This window comes from Streptomyces sp. NPDC050548 (assembly GCF_044457385.1).
Taxonomy (GTDB): Bacteria; Actinomycetota; Actinomycetes; order Streptomycetales; family Streptomycetaceae; genus Streptomyces.
Window position 1 is genome coordinate 310,549 of record NZ_JBITGV010000012.1, and the last position, 22,673, is coordinate 333,221.

20 protein-coding genes are annotated in these 22,673 nt (G+C 70.1%); 17 read left to right on the plus strand and 3 right to left on the minus strand.

The genetic code is table 11. The annotated features are described in order from the left end of the window. Positions 1–160: 160 nt before the first annotated feature. Positions 161–2,359, minus strand: coding sequence for an elongation factor G-like protein EF-G2 (locus tag ACIBJH_RS30995; RefSeq protein WP_399120167.1), 2,199 nt, complete (start codon positions 2,357–2,359; stop codon positions 161–163). Positions 2,360–2,568: 209 nt separating this feature from the next. Between ACIBJH_RS30995 and pgsA the strand changes: the two genes are divergently transcribed. From pgsA to ACIBJH_RS31070, 15 genes are all read left to right on the plus strand, one after another. After that, positions 2,569–3,303 (plus strand): phosphatidylinositol phosphate synthase, encoded by a 735-nt coding sequence (gene pgsA, locus ACIBJH_RS31000; RefSeq protein ID WP_399120200.1) that lies wholly within the window; start codon positions 2,569–2,571, stop codon positions 3,301–3,303. Further along, positions 3,300–4,211, plus strand: coding sequence for a phosphatidylinositol mannoside acyltransferase (locus ACIBJH_RS31005; protein WP_399120168.1), 912 nt, complete (start codon positions 3,300–3,302; stop codon positions 4,209–4,211). Before pgsA ends, ACIBJH_RS31005 begins: the two co-directional genes overlap by 4 nt. Next, positions 4,208–5,368, plus strand: coding sequence for a glycosyltransferase family 4 protein (locus tag ACIBJH_RS31010; RefSeq protein ID WP_399120169.1), 1,161 nt, complete (start codon positions 4,208–4,210; stop codon positions 5,366–5,368). The genes ACIBJH_RS31005 and ACIBJH_RS31010 overlap by 4 nt, the downstream gene beginning before the upstream one ends. 173 nt (positions 5,369–5,541) lie before the next feature. Further along, complete coding sequence (locus tag ACIBJH_RS31015; protein ID WP_399120170.1) at positions 5,542–6,084, plus strand: hypothetical protein; 543 nt, start codon at positions 5,542–5,544, stop codon at positions 6,082–6,084. 128 nt (positions 6,085–6,212) lie between these two features. After that, positions 6,213–7,124, plus strand: coding sequence for a pyridoxal 5'-phosphate synthase lyase subunit PdxS (pdxS, locus tag ACIBJH_RS31020; RefSeq protein ID WP_399120172.1), 912 nt, complete (start codon positions 6,213–6,215; stop codon positions 7,122–7,124). Further along, positions 7,124–7,726, plus strand: coding sequence for a pyridoxal 5'-phosphate synthase glutaminase subunit PdxT (pdxT, locus tag ACIBJH_RS31025; protein ID WP_399120174.1), 603 nt, complete (start codon positions 7,124–7,126; stop codon positions 7,724–7,726). Before pdxS ends, pdxT begins: the two co-directional genes overlap by 1 nt. Positions 7,727–7,777: 51 nt before the next feature. Continuing rightward, entirely contained in the window at positions 7,778–8,530 is a 753-nt protein-coding gene (locus tag ACIBJH_RS31030; RefSeq protein WP_399120175.1) for a YebC/PmpR family DNA-binding transcriptional regulator, read from the plus strand. A gap of 120 nt (positions 8,531–8,650) precedes the next feature. After that, on the plus strand, positions 8,651–9,226 hold the full coding sequence (ruvC, locus tag ACIBJH_RS31035) for a crossover junction endodeoxyribonuclease RuvC (RefSeq protein ID WP_399120177.1): 576 nt from the start codon (positions 8,651–8,653) through the stop codon (positions 9,224–9,226). Next, positions 9,223–9,831: a Holliday junction branch migration protein RuvA gene (gene ruvA / locus ACIBJH_RS31040; protein ID WP_399120178.1), complete on the plus strand. Its 609-nt coding sequence runs from the start codon at positions 9,223–9,225 to the stop codon at positions 9,829–9,831. Before ruvC ends, ruvA begins: the two co-directional genes overlap by 4 nt. Positions 9,832–9,840: 9 nt before the next feature. Then, positions 9,841–10,911 (plus strand): Holliday junction branch migration DNA helicase RuvB, encoded by a 1,071-nt coding sequence (gene ruvB, locus ACIBJH_RS31045; RefSeq protein ID WP_093624529.1) that lies wholly within the window; start codon positions 9,841–9,843, stop codon positions 10,909–10,911. 165 nt (positions 10,912–11,076) lie between these two features. Continuing rightward, entirely contained in the window at positions 11,077–11,583 is a 507-nt protein-coding gene (yajC, locus tag ACIBJH_RS31050) for a preprotein translocase subunit YajC (RefSeq protein WP_399120180.1), read from the plus strand. Positions 11,584–11,725: 142 nt separating this feature from the next. Further along, a complete protein-coding gene (gene secD / locus ACIBJH_RS31055; RefSeq protein ID WP_399120182.1) occupies positions 11,726–13,501 on the plus strand; it encodes a protein translocase subunit SecD in 1,776 nt (591 codons plus the stop codon). Between the two features lies 1 nt (position 13,502). After that, positions 13,503–14,621 carry a protein translocase subunit SecF gene (gene secF / locus ACIBJH_RS31060; RefSeq protein ID WP_399120183.1) on the plus strand — a complete coding sequence of 373 codons (1,119 nt, stop codon included), beginning with the start codon at positions 13,503–13,505 and terminating at the stop codon, positions 14,619–14,621. Then, a complete protein-coding gene (locus ACIBJH_RS31065) occupies positions 14,618–15,157 on the plus strand; it encodes an adenine phosphoribosyltransferase (protein WP_399120184.1) in 540 nt (179 codons plus the stop codon). The genes secF and ACIBJH_RS31065 overlap by 4 nt, the downstream gene beginning before the upstream one ends. 377 nt (positions 15,158–15,534) lie before the next feature. Continuing rightward, positions 15,535–18,075 carry a RelA/SpoT family protein gene (locus tag ACIBJH_RS31070; RefSeq protein WP_399120185.1) on the plus strand — a complete coding sequence of 847 codons (2,541 nt, stop codon included), beginning with the start codon at positions 15,535–15,537 and terminating at the stop codon, positions 18,073–18,075. A 68-nt stretch (positions 18,076–18,143) separates the two neighbouring features. Here the strand turns inward: ACIBJH_RS31070 and ACIBJH_RS31075 are convergent, their stop codons facing one another. Then, complete coding sequence (locus ACIBJH_RS31075) at positions 18,144–19,373, minus strand: DUF349 domain-containing protein (RefSeq protein WP_399120186.1); 1,230 nt, start codon at positions 19,371–19,373, stop codon at positions 18,144–18,146. Positions 19,374–19,508: 135 nt separating this feature from the next. Further along, positions 19,509–20,330 (minus strand): peptidylprolyl isomerase, encoded by an 822-nt coding sequence (locus ACIBJH_RS31080; RefSeq protein ID WP_399120188.1) that lies wholly within the window; start codon positions 20,328–20,330, stop codon positions 19,509–19,511. Positions 20,331–20,509: 179 nt separating this feature from the next. On the opposite strand from ACIBJH_RS31080, the gene ACIBJH_RS31085 reads away from it, so the two are divergent. After that, positions 20,510–21,220, plus strand: coding sequence for an MBL fold metallo-hydrolase (locus ACIBJH_RS31085; protein ID WP_399120189.1), 711 nt, complete (start codon positions 20,510–20,512; stop codon positions 21,218–21,220). Positions 21,221–21,230: 10 nt separating this feature from the next. Next, positions 21,231–22,493: a histidine--tRNA ligase gene (gene hisS, locus ACIBJH_RS31090; protein WP_399120190.1), complete on the plus strand. Its 1,263-nt coding sequence runs from the start codon at positions 21,231–21,233 to the stop codon at positions 22,491–22,493. Positions 22,494–22,673: the final 180 nt, after the last annotated feature.

The following is a 22,673-nucleotide window of genomic DNA, read 5'->3' on the forward strand; positions in this document are numbered from 1 at the left end:
CGCCGCTGCTCCCGCTTCTGCGGCTTTCCCGACTTCCGTGCTCCGCACACCTGTTGATCAGGTCATCAGCGTATCGGCCATCACTGACATCCGTCGGCGGACAGCCGAAAGCTGCCCGCCGGCACCGAAGATTCCGCACTACGGGGCGTCAGATCCCGAACTACGGTGCGTCACCCGCCTCTTCACGGATCCGTTCGGCGATCTGTGGAGGCATCGGTTCGTGCCGGACGTAGGCGCGGTTGAAGCGGGCCGTGCCGTGCGAGAGGGAGCGGAGGTCGACGGCGTAGCGGCCGATCTCTATCTCGGGGACCTCGGCCCGGATCAGTGTGCGTCCGCCGGTCGTCTGCTCGGTGCCGAGCACCCGGCCGCGGCGCCCGGACAGGTCGCTCATGACGGCGCCCACGTAGTCGTCGCCGACCAGTACGGTCACCTCGGCCACCGGCTCCAGGAGATGGATCTTCGCCTCGGCCGCGGCCTCCCGCAGGGCCAGCGCGCCGGCCGTCTGGAACGCGGCGTCCGAGGAGTCCACCGAGTGCGCCTTGCCGTCGAGCAGCGTGATCCGTACGTCGAGGAGGGGATGGCCTGCCGCAACCCCCTTGGCGGCCTGGGCCCTTACGCCCTTCTCCACCGACGGGATGAACTGCCGCGGCACCGCGCCGCCGATGACCTTGTCCACGAACTCGATGCCCGTGCCGCCCGGCAGCGGTTCGACCTCGATCTCGCAGATCGCGAACTGCCCGTGTCCGCCCGACTGTTTGACATGCCGGCCGCGCCCCTGCGCCTTGGCGGCGAACGTCTCCCGCAGGGAGACCTTGTGCGGTACGACGTCGACCTGGACGCCGTAGCGGCTGCGCAGCCGTTCCAGGGCGACGTCCGCGTGGGCCTCGCCGAGGCACCACAGGACGACCTGATGGGTGTCCTGGTTCTGTTCCAGGCGCATGGTGGGGTCCTCGGCGACGAGCCTGCTCAGGCCCTGCGAGAGCTTGTCCTCGTCCGCCTTGCTGTGCGCCTGGATGGCGAGCGGCAGCAGCGGGTCGGGCATCTCCCAGGGCTCCATGAGGAGCGGGTCGTCCTTGGCCGAGAGGGTGTCCCCGGTCTCCGCGCGGCCCAGCTTCGCCACGCACGCGAGGTCGCCCGCGATGCAGTGCGTGAGCGCCCGCTGCTGTTTGCCGAAGGGCGCGGACAGGGCGCCGACGCGTTCGTCGACGTCGTGGTCCTCGTGCCCGCGGTCGGCGAGCCCGTGCCCGGAGACATGGATCGTCTCGTCGGGGCGCAGGGTGCCCGAGAAGACGCGGACCAGGGAGACCCGGCCGACGTACGGGTCGGAGGCGGTCTTCACGACCTCGGCGACCAGCGGCCCGTTCGGATCGCAGGCCTTCAGCTCCCGCGCCCTGCCGTCGACCGTGGTGACGCCGGGTGCCTCGCGCTCCAGCGGGGTCGGGAAACCGCGCGTGATCAGCTCAAGCAGTTCGACCGTGCCCAGGCCCTGCCGGGCGCCCTCGGCGGCGGGGGCGGCGGCCAGGACGGGGAAGAACACCCCGCGCGCGACGGCCCGCTCCAGGTCCGCTATCAGCGTCTTCACGTCGATGTCCTCGCCGCCGAGGTAGCGGTCCATGAGGGTCTCGTCCTCGCTCTCCGAGATGATCCCCTCGATGAGCCGGTTGCGGGCCTCCTCGATCCCGGGCACCTGGTCGGGCCCGGGCTCGGACTCCTTGCGCTCCCCGGACGCGTAGTCGAACAGCTTCTGCGACAGCAGTCCCACCAGACCGGTCACGGGCGCGTGCCCGTCGGGCCCGGGCGCGCCGTGCAGCGGCAGATACAGCGGGAGTACGGCGTCGGGGTCGTCCGCGCCGAACGCCTCCGCGCAGTACCGGGTCATCGACTCGAAGTCCGCGCGCGCCGACTCCAGGTGCGTGATGACGATGGCGCGCGGCATGCCGACCGCCGCGCACTCCTCCCACACCATGCGGGTCGAGCCGTCCACCCCGTCGGAGGCCGAGACGACGAAGAGGGCCGCGTCCGCCGCACGCAGACCGGCCCTCAACTCGCCGACGAAATCGGCGTATCCGGGGGTGTCCAGAAGATTGACCTTGTACCCGTCCCAGTCGACGGGCACCAGGGAGAGCTGCACCGAGCGCTGCTGGCGGTGCTCGATCTCGTCGTAGTCGGAGACGGTGCCGCCGTCCTCCACGCGGCCCGCCCGGTTCACCGCCCCCGCGGTCAGCGCGAGGGCCTCCACCAGAGTCGTCTTGCCCGATCCGGAGTGGCCGACCAGCACCACATTCCGTACGGACGCGGGGTGGTCGGCCGCCGTAGCCCTGCCGGCGGCTCCGGGGTGTGCGTTCGCCTTGTCGCCCATGGCCTTGCCTCCCGTGCACGGTGAGGTCACTGTGGGCGCGGACACACGGTGCCGCGTGCGGTGGCGGCTCCGATGACGCCCGCGGTGGTTCGAGCTTTCCACTCCCGTCACGGTGCGTCCATACGGCGGACGCGATCCGGCCGCCGGCACCGAGTCGTGACACGGGCGCACGGGTGCCCGGCGGCCGCCCACGCGCGCGCGTGGCTACGATGGGCCAGCCGGTGGCCAGCAGGGGCCGCGCGGCGACACCGACCCTCGGGAAGGCCATGCTGAACAAGTACGCGCGTGCATTCTTCACGCGTGTCCTCACGCCGTTCGCCGCGTTTCTGATCCGCCGGGGCGTCAGCCCCGACACGGTCACCCTCCTCGGCACCGCCGGAGTGGTCGCGGGCGCGCTGGTCTTCTACCCCATGGGCGAGTTCTTCTGGGGCACGGTCGTGATCACGCTGTTCGTGTTCTCCGACCTCGTCGACGGCAACATGGCCCGCCAGCTGGGCCGCTCCAGCCGCTGGGGCGCCTTCCTCGACTCCACGCTCGACCGGGTCGCCGACGGCGCGATCTTCGGCGGCCTCGCCCTCTGGTACGCGGGCGGCGGCGACAACATCGCCCTGTGCGCGGTCTCGATCTTCTGCCTGGCCAGCGGCCAGGTGGTGTCGTACACCAAGGCACGCGGCGAGGCGATCGGACTGCCCGTCGCCGTCAACGGACTCGTCGAGCGGGCCGAGCGACTGGTGATCTCACTCGTCGCGTGCGGTCTCTCCGGGCTCCACAAGTTCGGCGTCCCGGGCATCCAGTGGCTGCTGCCGATCGCGCTGTGGATCGTGGCCGTCGGCAGCCTGGTCACGCTGATCCAGCGGGTCGTCACGGTCCGCCGGGAGGCGGCCGAGGCCGACGCCGCGTCGGCGCAGGAAGCCGAGCAGCACAGCACCGGGGCGACACCGTGAGCAAGGCCCAGGAGCGGCTGACCGACGCGCTCTACGGCCTCGGCTGGAGCACCGTCAAGAAGCTCCCCGAGCCGGTCGCCGTCCGGCTCGGCCGCACCATCGCCGACCTCGCCTGGAAGCGGCGCGGCAAGGGCGTACGACGGCTGGAGAGCAACTACGCGCGCGTGGTGCCCGACGCGAGCCCCGAGCGGCTCGCCGAGCTCTCGCGCGCGGGCATGCGGTCGTACCTGCGCTACTGGATGGAGTCCTTCCGGCTCCCCGCCTGGAGCCCCGAGCGGATCCGCACGGGCTTCGACCCCAAGGACGTCCACCACCTGACCGACGGCATCGCCTCCGACCGGGGCGTCATCCTCGCGCTGCCGCACCTCGCCAACTGGGACCTCGCCGGCGCCTGGGTCACCACGGCCCTGGAGACCCCGTTCACCACGGTCGCCGAACGCCTCAAGCCGGAGACGCTCTACGACCGGTTCGTCGCCTACCGCGAGGGCCTCGGCATGGAGGTCCTGCCGCACAGCGGCGGCACCGCCTTCGGCACGCTCGCCCGGCGACTGCGCGACGGCGGCCTGGTCTGCCTGGTCGCCGAGCGCGACCTGTCCGCCTCCGGGGTCGAGGTGAAGTTCTTCGGCGAGGCCACCCGCATGCCCGCGGGACCGGCCCTCCTCGCCCAGCAGACGGGCGCGCTGCTGCTCCCGGTGACGCTCTGGTACGACGACTCGCCGGTCATGCGGGGACGCGTCCATCCGCCCGTCGAGGTACCCGGGTCAGGTGACCGGGCCGAGAAGACGTCTGTCATGACACAGGCGCTGGCAGACGCCTTCGCCACCGGCATCGCCGACCACCCGGAGGACTGGCACATGCTGCAGCGCTTGTGGCTCGCGGATCTCGACCCCACGAAGGGGCCCTCGTGAGGATCGGCATCGTCTGCCCCTACTCCTGGGATGTGCCGGGCGGCGTCCAGTTCCACATCAGGGACCTCGCCGAGTACTTCATCCGGCTCGGCCACGAGGTGTCCGTCCTCGCTCCGGCCGACGACGACACCCCGCTCCCGCCGTACGTCGTCTCGGCGGGCCGCGCGGTCCCGGTGCCGTACAACGGCTCGGTGGCCCGGCTGAACTTCGGCTTCCTGTCCGCCGCGCGGGTCCGACGCTGGCTGCACGACGGCGAGTTCGACGTCATCCACATCCACGAGCCGACCTCGCCGTCGCTGGGCCTGCTGGCCTGCTGGGCGGCCTCGGGCCCGATCGTGGCGACCTTCCACACCTCCAACCCGCACTCCCGGGCGATGATCGCCGCGTACGCGATCCTCCAGGCCGCGCTGGAGAAGATCAGCGCGCGGATCGCCGTCAGCGAGTACGCCCGCCGCACGCTCGTCGAACACCTCGGCGGGGACGCGGTCGTCATCCCGAACGGCGTCGACGTCGACTTCTTCGCCCGCGCCGAACCCAAGCCCGAATGGCAGGGGGAGACGATCGGCTTCATAGGGCGCATCGACGAACCCCGCAAGGGCCTCCCGGTGCTGATGAAGGCCCTGCCGAGGATCCTCGCCGAGCGCCCGAACGCCCGGCTGCTGGTCGCCGGACGCGGCGACGAGGAGGAGGCCGTCGAGACGCTCCCCGAGGAGCTGCGCTCCCGCGTCGAGTTCCTCGGCATGATCAGCGACGACGACAAGGCCCGCTTCCTGCGCAGCATCGACCTCTACGTCGCCCCCAACACCGGCGGCGAGAGCTTCGGCATCATCCTCGTCGAGGCCATGTCGGCGGGCGCCCCGGTCCTCGCCTCCGACCTGCCCGCCTTCGCGCAGGTCCTCGACCAGGGCGCGGCCGGCGAGCTGTTCACCAACGAGGACGCGGACACCCTCGCCGAGGCGGCCGTACGACTCCTGGGCGACCCCGAGCGGCTGACGCAGCTGAGCCGGCAGGGGAGCGCTCATGTCCGCCGCTTCGACTGGTCGACCGTCGGGGCCGACATCCTGTCCGTGTACGAGACGGTGACGGCGGGCGCGGCGGCGGTGGCGACGGACGAACGGACGGGGCTGCGGGCGCGGTTCGGCCTGGCGCGGGACTGAGAGGCGGCGACTTCTCGTTGCTGGCCGGCATATCCAGCCCGTCCGGCGCTTGAGGACGAGGCCGTCCAGGCCGAAGCGGGGGTGTGGGGGCGGCAGCCCCCACAACGCCCGCACCAACACCCCGCACGACACCCGGCCAACCCCAGTGGAACGGCCCGGTAGCCTTGCCGCCCGTGACCGCAACTCTGATCTGGATCCTCGTAGCCGTCGTGGCGATCGGCCTGTACCTGAGCTGGACCGCGGGCCGGCTGGACCGGCTGCACACCCGGATCGACGCGGCCCGCGCGGCGCTCGACGCCCAACTGCTGCGCCGCGCCTCGGTGACACAGGAGTTGGCCACCTCCGGAGTCCTCGACCCGGCCGCCTCGATCGTCCTCTACGAGGCCGCGCACGCCGCCCGGCAGGCCGAGGAGGAGCAACGGGAGGTCGCCGAGAGCGAGTTGAGCCAGGCCCTGCGCGCCGTCTTCGCCGAGCCCCCGCAGGTCGAGGGCGTCCGCGAGGCCCCCGGCGGAGAGGCGGCGGCCCGCGAACTCGCCGAGTCGGTACGCCGCGTGCCGATGGCCCGGCGCTTCCACAACGACGCCGTGGGCGCCGCCCGCCGCCTGCGCGAACACCGCAAGGTCCGCTGGTTCCACCTGGCCGGACACGCCCCCTTCCCGATGGCCTTCGAAATGGACGACGAGCCACCGGCGGCACTGGTGGACCGGGCGGCGTAACGGCTTCTCGCGGGGGCACCGCCGTTCGAAAACGATCCACCGGCTACCCATTGGCCCTTGCTGTGGCCTGCATCTCTCGCGTTTCCTCAATGGTGCAGCAGCCCTCTTTCACCCAGTGAGGTCACCCCGTGTCCAGCATCCCCAGCTCCGCCCAGACTCCCGAGACCGGCACCGCGCGCGTGAAGCGCGGGATGGCCGAGCAGCTCAAGGGCGGTGTGATCATGGACGTGGTCAACGCCGAGCAGGCGAAGATCGCGGAGGACGCCGGTGCCGTGGCCGTCATGGCCCTGGAGCGGGTCCCCGCCGACATCCGCAAGGACGGCGGCGTGGCCCGGATGTCCGACCCGAACATGATCGAGGAGATCATCGAGGCGGTCTCCATCCCGGTCATGGCCAAGTCCCGCATCGGCCACTTCGTCGAGGCCCAGGTCCTGCAGTCCCTCGGCGTCGACTACATCGACGAGTCCGAGGTCCTCACCCCGGCCGACGAGGTCAACCACAGCGACAAGTTCGCCTTCACCACCCCCTTCGTCTGCGGTGCCACCAACCTGGGCGAGGCCCTGCGCCGCATCGCCGAGGGCGCCGCGATGATCCGCTCCAAGGGCGAGGCCGGCACCGGCAACGTCGTCGAGGCGGTCCGTCACCTGCGCCAGATCAAGAACGAGATCGCCCGCCTGCGCGGCTTCGACAACAACGAGCTGTACGCCGCCGCCAAGGACCTGCGCGCCCCGTACGAGCTGGTCCGCGAGGTCGCCGAACTGGGCAAGCTCCCGGTCGTGCTGTTCTCCGCCGGTGGCGTCGCCACCCCTGCCGACGCCGCCCTGATGCGCCAGCTCGGCGCCGAGGGCGTCTTCGTCGGCTCCGGCATCTTCAAGTCCGGCGACCCGGCCAAGCGCGCCGCCGCCATCGTGAAGGCCACCACGTTCTACGACGACCCGAAGATCATCGCGGACGCCTCCCGCAACCTGGGCGAGGCCATGGTCGGCATCAACTGCGACACCCTCCCCGAGGCCGAGCGTTACGCGAACCGGGGCTGGTGATGACCACTCCCGTAGTCGGAGTGCTCGCACTCCAGGGCGACGTACGGGAGCACCTGATCGCCCTGGCCGCGGCCGACGCCGTGGCCAGGCAGGTCAGGCGCCCCGAGGAACTCGCCGAGGTGGACGCCCTCGTCATCCCCGGGGGTGAGTCGACCACCATCTCCAAGCTGGCCGTCCTCTTCGGACTGATGGAGCCCCTGCGCGCACGCGTGCGTGCCGGTATGCCCGTCTACGGCACCTGCGCCGGACTGATCATGCTCGCCGACAAGATCCTCGACCCGCGCTCGGGCCAGGAGACGATCGGCGGTATCGACATGATCGTGCGCCGCAACGCCTTCGGACGTCAGAACGAGTCCTTCGAAGCAGCTGTCGACGTCCAGGGGATTGAGGGCGATCCTGTGGAGGGCGTCTTCATCCGCGCCCCCTGGGTCGAGTCCGTCGGCGCCGAGACCGAGGTCCTCGCCGAACACGAGGGCCACATCGTCGCGGTCCGCCAGGGCAACGCGCTCGCCACGTCGTTCCACCCGGAACTGACCGGCGACCACCGCGTGCACTCCCTGTTCGTCGACATGGTGCGCGCGAACCTGGCTCCGGGGTCCTAGTAGGATCTCTGGGGTTCGTAAAGAGTTGGGTTACGCGAAGGAGACAGGCAGATGTCCGGCCACTCTAAATGGGCTACGACGAAGCACAAGAAGGCCGTGATCGACGCCAAGCGCGGCAAGCTCTTCGCGAAGATGATCAAGAACATCGAGGTCGCGGCCCGTACCGGTGGTGCCGATGTGTCCGGCAACCCGACGCTGTTCGACGCCATCCAGAAGGCCAAGAAGAGCTCGGTCCCGAACAAGAACATCGACTCCGCCGTCAAGCGCGGCGCCGGTCTCGAAGCCGGTGGCGCCGACTACGAGACGATCATGTACGAGGGTTACGGCCCCAACGGTGTCGCGGTGCTCATCGAGTGCCTCACCGACAACCGCAACCGCGCCGCCTCGGACGTCCGCGTCGCCATGACCCGCAACGGCGGGAACATGGCCGACCCCGGCTCCGTCTCGTACCTCTTCAACCGCAAGGGCGTCGTCGTCGTCCCCAAGGGCGAGCTGACCGAGGACGACGTCCTGGGTGCCGTGCTCGACGCGGGCGCCGAGGAGGTCAACGACCTCGGTGAGTCCTTCGAGGTCATCTCCGAGGCCACCGACCTGGTAGCGGTCCGCACCGCGCTCCAGGAAGCCGGCATCGACTACGACTCCGCCGACGCCAACTTCGTCCCGACCATGCAGGTCGAGCTCGACGAAGAGGGCGCCCGCAAGATCTTCAAGCTGATCGACGCCCTGGAGGACAGCGACGACGTGCAGAACGTCTTCGCCAACTTCGACGTCAGCGACGAGGTCATGGAGAAGGTCGACGCGTAGCGCTGCCGCGAGCTGGGCCGACCAAGAGGCTCAACGGGCCGACGGGACACACCCGTCGGCCCGTCGCTTTGTCAGTGGGACCCGCTAGCCTGCACAAACAGGCGATCGAAGGGAGGGCTCGTGCGCGTACTCGGGGTGGACCCCGGACTGACCCGCTGCGGTGTCGGTGTCGTCGAAGGCGTCGCGGGCCGGCCGCTCACCATGGTCGGCGTCGGTGTCGTACGGACCCCGGCGGACGCCGAGTTGGGGCTGCGGCTGGTCGCCATCGAGCAGGGCATCGAAGCGTGGCTCGACGAGCACCGGCCCGAATTCGTCGCCGTGGAGCGGGTGTTCAGCCAGTACAACGTCCGCACGGTGATGGGCACCGCCCAGGCCAGCGCCGTAGCGATGCTGTGCGCCGCCCGCAGAGGCATCCCCGTCGCCCTGCACACCCCGAGCGAGGTCAAGGCCGCCGTCACCGGCAGTGGACGCGCCGACAAGGCGCAGGTCGGCGCCATGGTGACCCGCCTGCTCCGGCTCGACGCGCCCCCCAAGCCCGCCGACGCGGCCGACGCCCTCGCGCTCGCGATCTGCCACATCTGGCGGGCGCCCGCGCAGCACCGCCTCCAACAGGCGGTCGCCCAGAACCGACTTCAGCAGGCCGTCGCCCTGCACGCAGCCAAGACCCCGAACGCATCGAAAGGCCGTACCGCATGATCGCCTTCGTCAGTGGCACGGTCGCCGCACTCGCTCCCGACGCCGCGGTGGTCGAGGTCGGCGGGGTCGGCATGGCGATCCAGTGCACCCCGAACACGCTCTCCACGCTCCGCCTCGGCAAGCCCGCCAAGCTCGCCACCTCCCTCGTCGTCCGCGAGGACTCGCTCACCCTGTACGGCTTCGTGGACGACGACGAACGCCAGATCTTCGAGCTGCTGCAGACCGCGACCGGTGTCGGACCCCGGCTCGCACAGGCGATGCTGGCCGTGCACACCCCGGACGCGCTGCGCCGGGCGGTCGCCTCCGGTGACGAGAAGGCGCTGATGGCCGTGCCGGGCATCGGCAAGAAGGGCGCGCAGAAGCTGCTCCTTGAGTTCAAGGACCGGCTCGGCGCACCCGTGGGCAACGCCCCGGCGATCGGCGCCCCGGTCACCAGCGGCTGGCGCGACCAGCTGCACGCCGCGCTCATCGGCCTCGGGTACGCCACCCGCGAGGCCGACGAGGCCGTGGCCGCCGTGGCACCGCAGGCCGAGGCCGCTCAAGGGGCGCCGCAGGTGGGGCAGTTGCTCAAGGCCGCCCTGCAGACTCTGAACCGCGCCCGCTAGGAGACGTCAGTGAACTGGGACGACACGACCGACGAGACCGCCGCCGAGCGGCTGGTGGGCTCGGTCGCCGACCGCGAGGACCAGGCCGTCGAGGCCGCCCTGCGCCCCAAGGACCTGGGCGAGTTCATCGGCCAGGAGAAGGTCCGCGAACAGCTCGACCTGGTCCTGCGCGCCGCACGCGCGCGTGGCGCCACCGCCGACCACGTGCTGCTCTCCGGCGCCCCCGGCCTCGGCAAGACCACCCTCTCGATGATCATCGCGGCCGAGATGGGCGCCCCCATCCGCATCACCAGCGGCCCCGCCATCCAGCACGCCGGCGACCTCGCCGCGATCCTGTCCTCCCTCCAGGAGGGCGAGGTCCTCTTCCTCGACGAGATCCACCGCATGTCCAGGCCCGCCGAAGAGATGCTCTACATGGCGATGGAGGACTTCCGCGTCGACGTCATCGTCGGCAAGGGCCCCGGCGCCACCGCGATCCCGCTCGAACTGCCACCGTTCACCCTGGTCGGCGCCACCACGCGCGCGGGACTGCTGCCGCCCCCGCTGCGCGACCGCTTCGGCTTCACCGCGCACATGGAGTTCTACGAACCCGCCGAGCTGGAGCGCGTCATCCACCGCTCGGCGAACCTTCTCGACGTGGAGATCGACCCGGCCGGCGCCGCCGAGATCGCCGGCCGCTCCCGCGGCACCCCCCGTATCGCCAACCGGCTGCTGCGCCGCGTCCGGGACTACGCGCAGGTCAAGGCCGACGGCTTCATCACCCGGGACATCGCGGGGGCGGCCCTCAAGGTGTACGAGGTCGACGGCCGCGGTCTCGACCGGCTCGACCGCGGTGTGCTCGAAGCCCTGCTGAAGCTGTTCGGCGGCGGACCGGTCGGCCTCTCCACGCTCGCGGTCGCCGTGGGGGAGGAGCGCGAGACCGTCGAAGAGGTCGCCGAACCCTTCCTCGTCCGCGAGGGCCTGCTGGCCCGCACCCCCCGGGGACGCGTCGCCACCCCCGCCGCGTGGGCCCATCTCGGCCTCACCCCGCCCCGCTCGTCAACCGGGGGAAACGGACAAGGGGACCTGTTCGGGGCGTGACGGCGGGGGCACTGGCCGGGTCAGGAACCCCGGTGCCATGCTGTGCGTTGTTCCATCAGCGTGGACTCGCTTAGACTCCGCCGATGCCGCCTTTGTGGGCGGCGCCGACCACCCCCATCCACCAGGCCGCTCACCGCCGCGGTCGTGCGAAGGAAATTCCGTCCCGTGAATATCGTGACCCTCCTCCCGTTCATCGTGCTCATCGGGGCCATGTTCCTGATGACCCGCTCTGCCAAGCGCAAGCAGCAGGCGGCCGCGTCGATGCGTAATGACATGCAGCCCGGCACCGGCGTCCGCACGATCGGGGGCGTGTACGCGACGGTCAAGGAGGTCAACGAGGAGACGGTTCTCCTCGACGCCGGCCCCGGTGTCGAGCTCCTCTTCGCGAAGAACGCGATCGGCGCCGTCCTCACCGACGACGAGTACAACCGCATCGTCCACGGCATCGAGCACGACCTGAAGGACGACGCCGACGTCGTCCCGGACGACGCTTCCTCCCTCACCGAGACCGACGAGCCCGCCGCCGACTCTTCCGACGACAAGCCCATCGACCTCGGCAAGAAGGACGTGGCCGACGAGCCGGCCGACGCCACCGAGGAGCCGGCCGAGGCCGCAGAGGCGAAGACGGACGAAGAGCCGAAGAAGACCGACGGCGACTCCGACGCGAAGTAGTCACGTCCCGGGAGCGCGGCGCGATCCGCTCGCGCCCCGCGCACCCCGGGTACGTGCGTCGCTCGCACGGGATCCCGACACCATGTCATGGCCGCAGGCGCGCTGACCCGGCGCGGAGCGGCCCGAGAGGGAGTACGAGAAGGTGGCAGCACCTAAGAGGGGCCGTAACGCGAGCGCCCAGAGCAAGCCAGGGCGCTCGCTGGCCCTCATCCTGATCGCCATCGTGGCGCTCACCGGTGGCATGTTCGCATCCGGGCACACCACTCCGCGTCTCGGCATCGACCTGGCCGGCGGCACGAGCATCACCCTCCGGGCCGTCCCGGAGAAGGGCCAGGAGTCCGCGATCAACAAGGCCAACATGGACACCGCGGTCGACATCATGAACCGCCGTGTCAATGGTCTTGGCGTCTCGGAGGCCGAGGTCCAGACGCAGGGCACCAGGAACATCATCGTCAACATCCCCAAGGGCACGAACTCGGAGCAGGCGCGCCAGCAGGTCGGTACCACGGCCAAGCTGTACTTCCGCCCGGTCCTGGCCACGGAGGCGTCGGTCGGCGCCACGGCGACCCCGTCCGCGAGCGCGTCCGGCAGTGCTTCCAGCAGCCCGTCGAGCTCGGCCAGCCCCAAGACGACGGCCTCCTCGTCCAAGACCGCCTCCGCGACCCCGTCGGCCTCCGCCACCTCGCAGGGACGTGCCGCCAGTGACGCCCTGAAGGCCGACTCCACCCCGTCCGCGAGCGCGAGTGCCTCGGCCTCCGCTTCGGCCAGCGCCTCCCCGTCGGCGTCCAGCAGCAGCGCCGCCAGCGCGGCGGCCGCCAAGCTGGAGGCCCAGTACACCGCGCTGGACTGCTCCAAGAAGTCGGTCCAGACCACCGCGGGCCGGGGCGCCAAGGCCACCGACGCGGCCGTGGCCTGCGGCAAGGTCTCCGGCATCTGGTACAAGTACCTGCTCGGTCCCGCCGCCGTCGACGGCACGGACGTCAAGAAGGCCTCGGCCGTCTACAACACGACGACCGCCGCCGGCTGGCAGGTCACCATGGACTTCACCGGCAAGGGTGGCGACAAGTTCGCCAAGGTCACCGGCGAACTGGCGAAGAACACCGCCCCGCAGAACGAGTTCGGCATCGTCCTCGACGGCCAGGTCGTCTCCAGCCCCTCCGTCAGCTCGTCGATCACCGGCGGCAGCGCGGAGATCTCCGGCAGCTTCACCCAGGAAGAGGCCCAGAGCCTCGCCAACATGCTGTCGTACGGCGCCCTGCCGCTGACCTTCAAGACGGACAGCGTCACCACGGTGACCGCGGCGCTCGGCGGTGAACAGCTGCACGCCGGTCTGATCGCGGGCGCGATCGGCCTCGCGCTGGTCGTCATCTACCTGCTGATCTTCTACCGCGGTCTGTCGGTCATCGCGATCCCCTCGCTGCTGGTCTCCGCGATCCTCACCTACGTGATCATGGCGCTGCTCGGCCCGGGCATCGGCTTCGCGCTGAACCTGCCGGCCGTCTGCGGAGCGATCGTCGCGATCGGTATCACCGCGGACTCGTTCATCGTGTTCTTCGAACGCATCCGGGACGAGATCCGCGAGGGCCGCTCGCTGCGCCCCGCCGTCGAGCGGGCCTGGCCGCGCGCCCGGCGCACCATCCTGGTCTCCGACTTCGTGTCGTTCCTCGCCGCCGCGGTGCTGTTCATCGTCACCGTCGGCAAGGTCCAGGGCTTCGCGTTCACGCTCGGTCTGACCACCGTGCTCGACGTCGTCGTGGTCTTCCTCTTCACCAAGCCGCTGATGACGATCCTCGCCCGCCGGAAGTTCTTCGCGAACGGCCACAAGTACTCCGGCCTCGACCCGAAGGCCCTCGGCGCCAAGGCGCCCCTGCGCCGCACCCGCCGCCCCTCCGCCCCCGTCGACCCGAAGGAGGCGTGAGATGTCGAAGCTCGGCAACCTCGGCGCCCGACTGCACCGTGGCGAGGTCGGGTACGACTTCGTCGGCAATCGCAAGATCTGGTACGGCATCTCGATCCTGATCACCATCACGGCCATCCTCGGGCTGACGGTGCGCGGCCTGAACATGGGCATCGAGTTCCAGGGCGGTGCCGCCTTCACCACGCCGAAGCACATGAGCGCCTCGGTGAGCCAGGCGGAGAAGTACGCCGAGGACGCCTCCGGCCACGACGCGGTCGTCCAGAAGCTCGGCGACGGAAGCCTGCGCATCCAGATCGCCGGCATCGACACGGACAAGTCCGACAGCATCAAGAAGCAGCTGTCGAAGGACCTGAACGTCAGCTCCGAGAGCATCGCCGCGGACCTGGTCGGCCCCAGCTGGGGTGACCAGATCGCCAACAAGGCCTGGGAGGGCCTGGCGATCTTCATGGTGCTGGTCGTGATCTACCTGGCGATCGCCTTCGAGTGGCGCATGGCCCTGGCCGCGCTCGTCGCCCTGATCCACGACATCACCATCACCATCGGCATCTACGCCCTCGTCGGCTTCGAGGTCACGCCCGGCACGGTGATCGGTCTGCTGACCATCCTCGGTTACTCGCTCTACGACACGGTCGTCGTCTTCGACAGCCTCAAGGAGCAGACCAAGGACATCACCAAGCAGACCCGCTGGACCTACAGCGACATCGCCAACCGCTCGATCAACGGCACCCTGGTGCGTTCCATCAACACCACGGTCGTCGCGCTGCTGCCGGTCGCGGCCCTGCTGTTCATCGGTGGCGGATTCCTCGGCGCGGGTGTCCTCAACGACATCTCGCTGTCGCTGTTCGTCGGCCTCGCGGCCGGTGCGTACTCCTCGATCTTCATCGCCACGCCGCTCGTCGCCGACCTCAAGGAGGCCGAGCCGCAGATGAAGGCGCTCAAGAAGCGCGTCCTCGCCAAGCGGGCCCAGGCCGCCGCCCAGGGCGAGCCGGTCGAGCCCGAGGTCACCGACCACGCGGACGACGACTTCGACGACGAGGACGCGGCAGCGGTCGTAGGACCGCGCACGCAGCCGGCGTCCCGCAACCGCGGCCGTGGCCGCCCCTCGGGGAAGCGCCGATGACCGGCGTCCAGGAGCTGCTGCTCAGCCGTATCCGCGATGTGGCCGACCACCCGGAGCCGGGGGTGGTGTTCAAGGACATCACCCCGCTCCTGGCGGACCCGGCCGCGTTCACGGCCCTCACGGACGCGCTCGCCGAGGTCGTCGAGCGCACCGGCGCCACCAAGGTCGTCGGCCTGGAGGCCCGCGGCTTCATCCTCGGTGCTCCGGTGGCGGTCCGCGCGGGCGTCGGCTTCATCCCCGTACGCAAGGCGGGCAAGCTCCCCGGAGCGACCCTCAGCCAGGCGTACGACCTGGAGTACGGATCCGCCGAGATCGAGGTGCACGCGGAGGACCTGTCGGCCGAGGACCGCATCCTCATCGTGGACGACGTCCTGGCCACGGGAGGCACGGCCGAGGCCGCGATCCAGCTGATCCGCCGGGCGGGCGCGGAGGTCGCCGGCCTCGCGGTCCTGATGGAACTCGGCTTCCTCGCGGGCCGCACCCGCCTGGAGCCGGCCCTGGACGGGGCGCTGCTGGAGGCACTGCTCGTAGTCTGACGTGAACGCGTGACGCAACGGCCGTCCCTGGACCAGGGGGACGGCCGTTGCGATGTAAGGGGCCTCGGTGCCACTCCCCAAGGGGCGTGGGGCTGTGTCTATATGCGGCTCCGCCGCGTGGGCGCGACGAGCCACGACGAGGCCGCACTCGCCAACGGACTACAGACCCCACGGCCCATCCGCGCAACCTCGCTCACACCCACAGAACAACCCCAGGACACCGCAGAGCAGCCTTCCGGAATGCCGGCGGCAGCCCCCCGCGTTTCACGGGTAGACGGCCCTCACATCGGCCTGAAGGCGATCCCCGAGCCCGGGATCGCTACCATGGGCACTCCGGAGCCTGACCGGGGGACCCGGATCGCGCACGAGGAGTCCTCTTGGCAGACGAGGCCCAGCCCCTGACCGCCGCCAAGCCCGAGCCCACCCCGGGCCCCGCGGCGGAGCCCGCGCCCAGCGCGACGACCGCGCAGAGTCAACCGCGTGGAACGGCGGAGCACGCTCAGACGGCGCCCGCCGACAAGGCGGCCGAGCCCTCGCGCCCCAAGCCCGACCAGCCCGAGCGCCCGGCGGCGGCCCCCGCGCCCCGGCCCACGGCCGGTCAGCCCGCCCGTACCGGCGGCGGCTCCTCCAACCGTGTCCGCGCCCGCCTGGCCCGCCTCGGCGTGCAGCGCTCCAACCCGTACAACCCGGTCCTGGAGCCCCTGCTGCGGATAGTGCGCAGCAACGACCCGAAGATCGAGACGGCCACCCTCCGCCAGGTGGAGAGCGCCTACCAGGTCGCCGAGCGCTGGCACCGCGGCCAGAAGCGCAAGAGCGGCGACCCTTACATCACGCACCCTCTCGCCGTCACCACGATCCTCGCCGAGCTGGGCATGGACCCGGCGACGCTGATGGCGGGTCTCCTGCACGACACCGTCGAGGACACCGAGTACGGCCTCGACCAGCTCCGCCGCGACTTCGGCGACTCCGTCGCCCTCCTCGTCGACGGCGTCACCAAGCTGGACAAGGTCAAGTTCGGCGAGGCCGCGCAGGCCGAGACCGTGCGCAAGATGGTCGTCGCGATGGCCAAGGACCCGCGCGTCCTGGTCATCAAGCTCGCCGACCGCCTGCACAACATGCGCACCATGCGTTACCTCAAGCGCGAGAAGCAGGAGAAGAAGGCGCGCGAGACCCTGGAGATCTACGCGCCGCTCGCCCACCGCCTGGGCATGAACACCATCAAGTGGGAACTGGAGGACCTCGCCTTCGCGATCCTCTACCCCAAGATGTACGACGAGATCGTCCGGCTGGTGGCCGAGCGGGCACCGAAGCGTGACGAGTACCTGGCCATAGTGACCGACGAGGTCCAGACAGACCTGCGCGCCGCCCGCATCAAGGCCACCGTCACCGGCCGCCCGAAGCACTACTACAGCGTCTACCAGAAGATGATCGTCCGCGGTCGCGACTTCGCGGAGATCTACGACCTGGTGGGCATCCGCGTCCTCGTGGACACCGTCCGCGACTGCTACGCGGCTCTCGGCACCGTGCACGCGCGATGGAACCCGGTCCCCGGCCGGTTCAAGGACTACATCGCGATGCCCAAGTTCAACATGTACCAGTCGCTGCACACGACCGTGATCGGCCCCAACGGCAAGCCCGTCGAGCTCCAGATCCGCACCTTCGACATGCACCGCCGCGCCGAGTACGGCATCGCCGCGCACTGGAAGTACAAGCAGGAGGCCGTCGCCGGCACCTCCAAGGTCCGCTCGGACCAGCCGAGGACCACTGGCAAGGACGACCACCTCAACGACATGGCGTGGCTGCGCCAGTTGCTCGACTGGCAGAAGGAGACCGAGGACCCGGGCGAGTTCCTGGAGTCCCTGCGCTTCGACCTGTCCCGCAACGAGGTCTTCGTCTTCACGCCCAAGGGCGACGTGATAGCGCTGCCGGCGGGCGCCACCCCGGTGGACTTCTCGTACGCGGTGCACACCGAGGTCGGCCACCGGACCATAGGAGCACGGGTCAACGGGCGGCTCGTACCGCTCGAATCCACCCTGGACAACGGCGACTTGGTGGAGGTCTTCACCTCCAAGGCACCCGGCGCGGGCCCCTCCCGCGACTGGCTCGGCTTCGTCAAGTCGCCGCGCGCCCGCAACAAGATCAGAGCCTGGTTCTCCAAGGAGCGCCGCGACGAGGCGATCGAGCAGGGCAAGGACGCCATCGCCCGCGCGATGCGCAAGCAGAACCTGCCGATCCAGCGCATCCTGACCGGCGACTCCCTGGTCACGCTCGCCCATGAGATGCGCTACCCGGACATCTCCTCGCTGTACGCGGCGATCGGCGAGGGCCATGTCGCCGCGCAGAACGTCGTACAGAAGCTGGTGCAGGCGCTCGGCGGCGAGGAGGCGGCCACCGAGGAGATCGACGAGAGCGTGCCGCCGACGACCGGCCGGGGCCGCAAGCGCCGGACGAACGCCGACCCCGGTGTCGTCGTCAAGGGCGTCGACGACGTGTGGGTCAAACTGGCCCGCTGTTGTACGCCCGTCCCCGGCGACCCCATCATCGGTTTCGTCACGCGGGGTAGCGGCGTATCGGTTCACCGCAGCGACTGCGTCAACGTGGAGTCACTGTCCCGCGAACCCGAGCGCATCCTGGAAGTCGAGTGGGCGCCCACCCAGTCCTCGGTCTTCCTGGTCGCCATCCAGGTGGAGGCCCTGGACCGCTCCCGGCTCCTCTCGGACGTCACCCGCGTCCTGTCCGACCAGCACGTCAACATCCTCTCCGCGGCCGTCCAGACCTCCCGCGACCGCGTCGCCACCTCCCGCTTCACCTTCGAGATGGGCGACCCCAAGCACCTGGGCCACGTCCTGAAGGCCGTCAGAGGCGTCGAGGGCGTCTACGACGTCTACCGCGTGACGTCGGCGCGCAACAAGTCGTAGAACGGACGCAGAAGGGGCTCCCGTACGCGATGTACGGGAGCCCCTTCTCCATGCCTACGACTTACTGTCTAGCCGCCGAACTCCTGGAGGCCCTTCAGCGCCTGGTCCAGCAGGGCCTGGCGGCCCTCCAGCTCGCGTTCCAGCTTGTCGGCGCGGGAGTTGTTGCCCTGGGAGCGCGCCTGCTCGATCTGGCCCCTGAGCTTGTCCACCGCGGCCTGGAGCTGACCGGTCAGACCCTCGGCACGCGCGCGTGCCTCCGGGTTCGTCCGGCGCCACTCGGTCTCCTCGGACTCCTGGAGGGCCCGCTCGACCGTGTGCATCCGGCCCTCGACCTTCGGGCGGGCGTCACGCGGCACATGGCCGATGGCCTCCCAGCGCTCGTTGATCGAGCGGAAGGCCGCGCGGGCCGCCTTGAGGTCGCCGATCGGCAGCAGCTTCTCGGCCTCCTCGGCGAGCTCCTCCTTGAGCTTCAGGTTCTCCGTCTGCTCGGCGTCCCGCTCGGCGAAGACCGAGCTGCGGGCGGCGAAGAAGACGTCCTGGGCGCCGCGGAAACGGTTCCACAGATCGTCCTCGTGCTCGCGCTGGGCGCGGCCCGCCGCCTTCCAGTCGGACATCAGCTCGCGGTACCGCGCGGCCGTGGGACCCCAGTCCGTCGAGGCCGACAGACCCTCGGCCTCGGCGACCAGCTTCTCCTTGGTCTTGCGGGCCTCCTCGCGCTGCGCGTCCAGCGACGCGAAGTGCGCCTTGCGGCGCTTGGAGAAGGCCGACCGGGCGTGCGAGAAGCGGTGCCACAGCTCGTCGTCCGACTTGCGGTCCAGTCGCGGCAGACCCTTCCAGGTGTCCACCAGGGCGCGCAGCCGCTCGCCGGCGGCCCGCCACTGGTCGGACTGCGCCAGCTCCTCCGCCTCGACGACCAGCGTCTCCTTGGAGTGCCGGGCCTCGTCGGACTGCTTGGCGCGCTGCTGCTTGCGCTCCTCGCGGCGCGCCTCGACGGTCTCCACCAGCTTGTCGAGCCGGACCCGCAGCGCGGCGAGATCGCCGACCGCGTGGTGGGCGTCGACCTGCTCGCGCAGATGGTCGACGGCGGCCTGCGCGTCCTTCGCCGACAGGTCGGTGGTCTTCACGCGCTTTTCGAGGAGGCCGATCTCGACAACCAGGCCCTCATACTTGCGTTCGAAGTAAGCCAGCGCCTCGTCAGGGGAGCCGGCCTGCCAGGAACCGACGACCTGCTCGCCGTCGGCCGTACGCACGTACACGGTCCCCGTCTCGTCGACGCGTCCCCACGGGTCGCTGCTCACAGCGCCTCCTCCACATGATGCCTGCACAGGGCCTCTGTGCCCCCGGGCATCGTCCACAGTTTCGTCACGGCCAACATAGGCGACCGGCGGGTTGCCTGTCCGCATCCCGCGCGACCGAAGTTTCGCTGTTGACGGTCAGGATTTGGTGACGGTCGCCTTGTTGATCACGACGGTCGCGTTCGGTGCGCCGTCGCCCTGCCCCGTGCTCTCACCGGCCGCCGCGATCTTGTTCAGAACCTTCATCCCGGAGGCCGAGATGGTACCGAACGGGGTGTAGCTCGCCGGGAGCGGACTGGCCTTGTACACGAGGAAGAACTGGCTGCCGCCGGTGTGCTTCTGACCGGTGTTGGCCATCGCCACCGTGCCCGCCGGGTACGACCCGCCCTTGAGGCTGGTGTCCTTCAGGTTCTCGTCCGGGATCGTGTAGCCGGGACCGCCGCTGCCGGCGCCCGTCGGGTCGCCGCACTGCAGCACGTAGATGCCGTTGGTGGTGAGCCGGTGGCACTTCGTGTGGTCGAAGAAGCCCTTGCTCGCGAGGAAGTCGAACGAGTTCACCGTGTGCGGCGCGGCCTTCGTCTTCAGCGCGATGTCGATGTCGCCGCAGGTCGTCGCCAGCGTCATCGTGTACTTGGCCGACGTGTCGATCGTCATCGCCGGCTCCTTCTTCCAGGTCGCCGTCTTGATCTTGCCCGCGGCCGGCTTCGCGCACGGGTCCGGCGCCTTGCTCGCCGTCGCCGAGGCGCTGGGCGTCACGTCCGCGCTCGCGTTGGACTTCTTGTCGTCCTTCATGACCCCGGTCGTGTACAGCAGCACACTGCCGATCACGATCACGCCGAGCACCGACGCGATCACCGAGTTGCGCGCCCGCGCCTTGCGCCGAGCGGCCGTGCGCCGCTGCTGCTGCCGCAAGAACTTCTCCCGCGCGAGCTGCCGCTTCCGCTGTTCCTGGGTGACCACCGGATTCTCTCCTCATGCGTCTCGTACGTCGACTGGGACGCGTGCGTCTTGTGAGCCGACCGCCTGCGTGTGCCCCGTACCGTATATGGGTTCGCTGAGGATTCGGCAGCGCCGGTAGGCTCTGACCACTGACGCAGGGATCCTTATCCCCACCCGTATCGACACAACGAAGGACGATCGTGCTCATTGCCGGGTTCCCCGCCGGGGCCTGGGGGACGAACTGTTATCTCGTCGCCCCCGCCGCCGGTGAGGAGTGCGTGATCATCGACCCGGGCCATCAGGCCGCCGAGGGAGTCGAGGAAGCGCTCAGGAAGCATCGGCTCAAGCCCGTCGCGGTCGTCCTCACCCATGGCCACATCGACCATGTGGCCTCGGTCGTCCCGGTGTGCGGCGCGCACGACGTGCCGGCCTGGATCCACCCCGAGGACCGCTACATGATGAGCGACCCCGAGAAGGCGCTCGGCCGCTCGATCGGGATGCCGCTGATGGGCGAGCTGACCGTGGGGGAGCCCGACGAGGTCAAGGAGCTGACCGACGGAGCGCGGCTGGAGCTGGCGGGACTGGAGTTCTCGGTCGCGCACGCGCCGGGCCATACGAAGGGGTCGGTGACCTTTCGGATGCCCGAGAACACGGAGATCCCCTCCGTGTTCTTCTCCGGGGATCTGCTCTTCGCCGGCTCCATCGGACGCACCGACCTGCCCGGCGGCTCCCACGCCGAGATCCTCGACTCGCTGGCCCGTGTGTGCCTGCCGCTCGACGACTCGACCGTGGTGCTGTCCGGCCACGGCCCCCAGACGACCATCGGCCAGGAGCGCGCCACGAACCCGTATCTGCGGGAAGTGGCCGCCGGCCAGGGAGCTGACGTGAACGCTCCCCGACGAGGAATGTGACGAGACTTTCGTGAGCACCTTTCAGGCCCCCAAGGGCACCTACGACCTGATTCCGCCGGAGTCGGCCAAGTACCTCGCCGTGCGCGAGGCCATCGCCGCTCCGCTGCGCAACTCCGGCTACGGCTACATCGAGACGCCCGGCTTCGAGAACGTCGAGCTGTTCGCGCGCGGTGTCGGCGAGTCCACCGACATCGTGACCAAGGAGATGTACGCCTTCGAGACCAAGGGCGGCGACCAGCTCGCCCTGCGCCCCGAGGGCACGGCCTCCGTACTGCGCGCGGCACTTGAGGCCAACCTGCACAAGCTGGGCAACCTCCCCGTCAAGCTCTGGTACTCGGGCTCCTACTACCGCTACGAGCGCCCCCAGAAGGGCCGTTACCGCCACTTCTCCCAGGTCGGCGCCGAGGCGATCGGTGCCGAGGACCCGGCGCTGGACGCCGAGTTGATCATCCTGGCGGACCAGGCGTACCGCTCCCTGGGCCTCAGGAACTTCCGCATCCTCCTCAACAGCCTGGGCGACAAGGAGTGCCGTCCGGTGTACCGGGAGGCGCTGCAGAACTTCCTCCGGGGCCTGGACCTCGACGAGGAGACTCTGCGCCGCGCGGACATCAACCCGCTCCGTGTCCTCGACGACAAACGCCCGGACGTCCAGAAGCAGTTGACGGACGCGCCGCTGCTCCGCGACTACCTCTGCGACGCGTGCAAGGCGTACCACGAGGAGGTCCGCGAACTCATCACGGCGGCGGGTGTGGGTTTTGAGGACGACCCGAAGCTGGTCCGCGGCCTGGACTACTACACCCGCACCACCTTCGAGTTCGTCCACGACGGTCTGGGCTCCCAGTCCGCGGTGGGCGGCGGCGGTCGCTACGACGGCCTCTCCGAGATGATCGGCGGCCCCGCGCTGCCCTCCGTGGGCTGGGCGTTGGGCGTCGACCGTACGGTCCTGGCCCTGGAGGCGGAGGGCGTCGAACTCCAACTCCCCGCGTCCACCAGCGTGTTCGCGGTCCCGCTGGGCGAGGAGGCCCGTCGCGTCCTCTTCGCCAAGGTCACCGAACTCCGCAAGCTGGGCATCGCGGCCGACTTCTCCTACGGCGCCAAGGGCCTCAAGGGCGCCATGAAGAACGCCAACCGCAGTGGCGCGCGCTACACGATCGTCGCCGGTGAGCGGGATCTCGCCGAGGGCGTCGTGCAGTTGAAGGACATGGAGTCCGGCGAGCAGTCGGCGGTCGCCGTGAACGAGATCGTGGCGGAGCTGGAGTCGAGGCTGGGCTGAGGACGGATTTCTTCGCCCCCGCCGCCCCTACCCGTCCCGTCCCTGGGGGCTGCCGCCCCCAGACCCCCGCTTCGGCCTGGACGGTCTCGTCCTCAAACGCCGGACGGGCTGAAAGTCAGCCCCTCCGGCGTTTGAGGAGCGGGGTCTGGGGCGGAGCCCCAGAAGGATGGGACGGGTAGG

Excerpts from the sequence above, each read along its gene's own strand:
- ACIBJH_RS30995 (WP_399120167.1), bottom strand. The coding sequence starts at position 2,359 with ATGGGCGACAAGGCGAACGCACACCCCGGAGCCGCCGGCAGGGCTACG.
- pgsA (WP_399120200.1), top strand. The coding sequence starts at position 2,569 with ATGGGCCAGCCGGTGGCCAGCAGGGGCCGCGCGGCGACACCGACCCTC.
- pdxT (WP_399120174.1), top strand. The coding sequence starts at position 7,124 with ATGACCACTCCCGTAGTCGGAGTGCTCGCACTCCAGGGCGACGTACGG.
- ACIBJH_RS31030 (WP_399120175.1), top strand. The coding sequence starts at position 7,778 with ATGTCCGGCCACTCTAAATGGGCTACGACGAAGCACAAGAAGGCCGTG.
- ruvA (WP_399120178.1), top strand. The coding sequence starts at position 9,223 with ATGATCGCCTTCGTCAGTGGCACGGTCGCCGCACTCGCTCCCGACGCC.
- secF (WP_399120183.1), top strand. The coding sequence starts at position 13,503 with ATGTCGAAGCTCGGCAACCTCGGCGCCCGACTGCACCGTGGCGAGGTC.
- ACIBJH_RS31065 (WP_399120184.1), top strand. The coding sequence starts at position 14,618 with ATGACCGGCGTCCAGGAGCTGCTGCTCAGCCGTATCCGCGATGTGGCC.